This window comes from Desulfonatronospira sp. (assembly GCA_003563255.1).
Taxonomy (GTDB): domain Bacteria; phylum Desulfobacterota; class Desulfovibrionia; order Desulfovibrionales; family Desulfonatronovibrionaceae; genus Desulfonatronospira.
The window spans coordinates 1-4,307 of record PWSL01000053.1; the positions used below are offsets into that span (position 1 = coordinate 1).

General features: G+C 43.6%; 4 protein-coding genes. All 4 read left to right on the forward strand.

Translation table 11 applies throughout. From position 1 onward, the window contains the following. On the forward strand, positions 1-425 hold a 425-nt coding region (locus tag QZP87_RS01660), incomplete at its 5' end, for a hypothetical protein (protein WP_291321184.1). After that, complete coding sequence (locus QZP87_RS01665) at positions 422-1,615, forward strand: restriction endonuclease subunit S (RefSeq protein ID WP_291321185.1); 1,194 nt, start codon at positions 422-424, stop codon at positions 1,613-1,615. The genes QZP87_RS01660 and QZP87_RS01665, both read left to right, overlap by 4 nt. A gap of 10 nt (positions 1,616-1,625) precedes the next feature. Next, positions 1,626-3,287 (forward strand): DUF3696 domain-containing protein, encoded by a 1,662-nt coding sequence (locus QZP87_RS01670; protein WP_291321186.1) that lies wholly within the window; start codon positions 1,626-1,628, stop codon positions 3,285-3,287. Next, positions 3,287-4,219 carry a hypothetical protein gene (locus tag QZP87_RS01675; protein ID WP_291321187.1) on the forward strand — a complete coding sequence of 311 codons (933 nt, stop codon included), beginning with the start codon at positions 3,287-3,289 and terminating at the stop codon, positions 4,217-4,219. Before QZP87_RS01670 ends, QZP87_RS01675 begins: the two co-directional genes overlap by 1 nt. Positions 4,220-4,307: the final 88 nt, after the last annotated feature.

The following is a 4,307-nucleotide window of genomic DNA, read 5'->3' on the forward strand; positions in this document are numbered from 1 at the left end:
TCAATGCTCAGAAAAAGAGGCAGGCAATGACCAGAAAAATCTGGTTTTATGAAGTCAAAAATGACGGCTATGATCCGGATAAGATCCAAGGTGGTGGGAGGCCTGAAACCCCGGAAAAAAACGAAATACCAGGTTTGTTGAAAGCTTGGGAGCAGTACCGGAAATCAGATTTTCAGACTCCGCCGGGCCAGCAGGCCGGTTCTGTTCTTTCACCAGGGTCTGAAGAACCCAAGTGCTGGTGGGCTGAGTATGATTTGATAGAAGGCAGTGACTTTAACCTGACTGCAAGCCGCTTTAAGCCTCAAATTGGTGAAGAAGTGCCAGATGAAGACCCTGCAGAGCTGATCCGGGAAGTGTTGAAGATTGAGCAGGGTATAACAAGCGGATTAAAGAAGTTGCTCAGGGATGCGGAGGCTTCAGGATGAAGTGGCCTTTAGTTTGTTTTTCTGACGTGGTTTACGACATAACGAGTGGAAATAAAAAAGTTAAAAAGAAAGATTTTTTAACAGAAGGGGATTTACCGGTTGTTGACCAAGGACAGAAATTAGTCGCTGGATTTACTTATAAAAAGAATTTTTTTAGAGAAAATCTCCCAGTTATTATATTTGGGGATCATACGAGGATATTTAAGTATATTGACTTTCCATTCGCTTTAGGAGCTGATGGAGTTAAAGCTTTACGACCAATAAACTGTTTAAATCCAAAATTTGTCTACTTTTTCTGTCTGACATTAAATATACCGCCAAAAGGCTATAGTAGGCATTACAGCTTATTAAAACAAAAGAAGATCCCTATTCCTTCTCTCTCTGAACAGGTTAGAATTGTCGAGATACTCGATCAGGCGGATCATCTGCGTAAAATGCGGATTGAGGCGGATAATAAGGCAGAACGTATTCTTCCGGCCCTGTTCATTAAAATGTTTGGTGAACCAGCTACAAATCCCAAGGGGTGGCCAGTTAAAATGCTGGGCGACCCTGAAGTCGCTGAGATTAATCCAAAATTTGCTAATGGTATTGTTTCTGATGATACGGAAGTATCTTTTATTCCAATGGCTGATGTTGACGGAGTATGGGGCAAAATCTCTTTTGGGAAAGTTAAAAAATATTCTGAAGTTAAAAAAGGGTTTACGAAATTCAAAAACAACGATGTCTTGTTTGCAAAGATAACTCCGTGCATGCAAAATGGTAAAGCTGCTATTGCCCGCAATTTAGTTAATGGTATTGGATTCGGCTCAACAGAGTTTCATGTCTTGCGTCCAAGAAGCCTTGCAGTTTCAGAATGGCTATATGCCCTTGTCAGGATGAAGTCGTTTAGAAAACAAGCCGAATGTAGTTTTACAGGCACCGCAGGTCAGCAGAGAGTGCCAACTACTTTCCTTGCTCGATATGAAGTTGGTTGTCCGCCTATTGATTTGCAGCAGAAATTCTCCAAGGCTGTTCAACGTTTTCATGAATCGATGGACATGGCAAATCGTGGAAAAGATAAAGTTGAAGATCTTTTTTCAATTCTCCTTCACCATGCCTTCTCCGGCGATCTCACAGCTTCATGGAGACAGGACCACATGAAAGAGCTTCTTCAGGAAATGGAAATTCAGACCAAAGCTCTGGCATTATAGGAAAGACACTATGATTACATCACTTCATCTTGGCAATTTCAAGGCATTTGCAAAATCTCAGAATATTCCAATCAAACCAATCACCCTCATTTTCGGAGCTAACAGCTCTGGTAAGTCAAGCATTATTCACAGCCTGGCCCTGGTGCATGAAGCCATGCGTACTGGAGAACTGGATCAGTTCCGCACTGAGCTTGGAGGCAGCTCCATTGATCTGGGTGGGTTCCGCCAATATATCCATCGCCGTCAAACCAGCCTTCGCATGGAATGGGGATTGTCTATGGGAACTGGGAACTTTACCGGGAGGCTTAAGGAGATCCTGGAGCCGGTTGATGATCTCGCTTTGGACATAGCAATAGGCATGCCTCTTGACGATCAGGATCAGCCTATTGCCGGGTCTAAGCCCAATGTAATTTCCTACGAGCTTGAAAGTCAGGGAGAAACCCTGCTGCGCATGAGCAAAAGACCTGGAAACCTGATGGCACTGGACATGCTGCCATACAAGCACCCTGTTGTCCGAAGACTTATTACCGCGTTACTTGAAAGTTTCACTACCACCGGAAGTGTGACAGAAAAAGATATTCAGGCGCTTGAAAAACCTATTGCTGAAATCATTGCTGGATTGCGAGGGCGAATGGGCGCTTTTTTGCCTAAAGGCATCAAGGATGACAGTCTTGACGAAGAATCCGCACAGAAATTGAGCTTTTTCCCGGTAAGTCGTGGTACACGCCAGGAAGACCTGGCTAAAGCTGTACGTTTTTTTCTACCCAGGGCTTTGGATGAATTGATCCAGGAACTGAATACTGTTGTTCATGCTGAAATAAAGCGTCTGCAATACCTGGGTCCCCTTCGATCATATCCGCCCAGGCATATTGCTTTTGCAGATCATGACGACATCAACTGGCGAGCCGGGGGCGGGTATGCCTGGGATGTGGTCCGTCGTAACAAGGAAGTCAGAGATAAGGTCAATAAATGGCTAAGTGATGACAAAAAGCTAAGCACCCATTATGAACTGCTCATAAGAAACTTGTTGACCCTTGATGATATTGACGCTGACTATGAAGAAAAAATTGAGCAGATTGAAAGAGCATACGTTGATGATGACTACGATCGTCTTGGGGGAAACAATGAAGAAAATATCGGCGGCGATCTGTTTGGAACTTTATACGGGGTGTTGTCTGAAATAAAAAATAAAGAGGCAGACCTTGCCAACATCCAAGAGCTTATTCTTGTTGATCGCAGGACAGACACCCAGGTATCCCACCGTGACGTTGGGATCGGAATAAGCCAGGTCCTGCCGGTGCTTGTTTCTGCATATGGCTCCAAGAGTATGATTGTTGCCATTGAGCAGCCTGAGATTCATTTGCACCCGGCCTTGCAGGCAGAACTTGGTGACGTTTTTATTGAATCTGCTCTTGCTGATAACAACACTTTCCTGCTTGAAACCCACTCCGAGCATTTAATCCTGCGCATTCTGCGCCGTATCAGGGAAACATCCGAAGGTGAACTGGAAGAAGGGGCAACGCCCATAACCCCAGACCAAGTATCAGTGCTGTATGTCCAGCCAGATAAGAAAGGCTCACAAGTCCTGCATATTCCAGTTAATAAAGAAGGTGAGTTTGACAGGCCTTGGCCCCAGGGTTTCTTCGCTGAACGTGCCAGGGAGCTTTTTTGATGATTTATGAGTATGCGATTGAGCCTGAGCTTGCAGTTGACTGGGGCAAAGATCGTTCTGAATATCGTTATTTTATCGAACAATTTGGAATTGGCACTCCCCGAATAATGTCCGAGTTTCCACGATTTAAAAACTGGAGAAAGCAGTTCAGACAGGCAGCAGCTACCGCAGATGAAACTAATGAGTTGCCAAGGATAACAGCAATTTTCAATCTTCTTTCGGAACGACGTATTCAGCGTATTGGTTATGAGTATGATGGTAATGTTTCTTGGCTGGAAAACGCTGAGATAGAAAATGAAAGGCAGGAATTTCAGGCTATCCTGGCAGAAACAAACCCGAGAAAGAACATTAAAGTATTGAAACCTGAATCACTCAATAATAATTCTTTGTGGCGTGTACTGAGGCAAGATCACTGTCCTCGACAGGCTATTGACATGGCTCAGCTTATAAAAGCGATGCTGTCAAACTGTTCAGAAGTTCATTTTATTGATCCTCATTTTGGCCCAGACAATATTAGGCGGCGCAGGCCTCTTGAAGCCTTTCTGGGTATTATTGCAGTCAATAGATTTTGCCGTCCAGCGATATCAAAGATAATTGTTCATACTTCGGCTAAGGTCCCTTTTCATGATTTCAAGCAGCCTTGTGATGACCAGCTTCGACAGAGAATACCTAAAGATTTCAGTCTTGCTATTCAACGTTGGAAAGAACGTCCTAATGGAGAGCAACTTCATCATAGATATATCTTGACAGATATTGGTGGTGTTAAGGTTGATCCAGGCCTTGATGATAGTAAACCTGGGAGAAGTTTTGAGGCTATACTTCTTGAACGAAACCTTTATGAAAAGCACTGGAATGATTATGTCTCCCAGCCTGCATTTGATCCGGCTGAAGAACCTTTCGATGTTGTAGGTACAAAAAAAATACGATTATGAAGTGACTAAAATTTTTCATTATGTTCTCGAATTACAACCAGCAAAATAATTCGCCATGCCTCTGATTAAGAAAAACCCGTTTGATCAA

What these genes read in the sequence shown, in the direction of transcription:
- QZP87_RS01665 (WP_291321185.1), top strand. Translation starts at nt 422, where the DNA reads ATGAAGTGGCCTTTAGTTTGTTTTTCTGACGTGGTTTACGACATAACG.
- QZP87_RS01670 (WP_291321186.1), top strand. Translation starts at nt 1,626, where the DNA reads ATGATTACATCACTTCATCTTGGCAATTTCAAGGCATTTGCAAAATCT.
- QZP87_RS01675 (WP_291321187.1), top strand. Translation starts at nt 3,287, where the DNA reads ATGATTTATGAGTATGCGATTGAGCCTGAGCTTGCAGTTGACTGGGGC.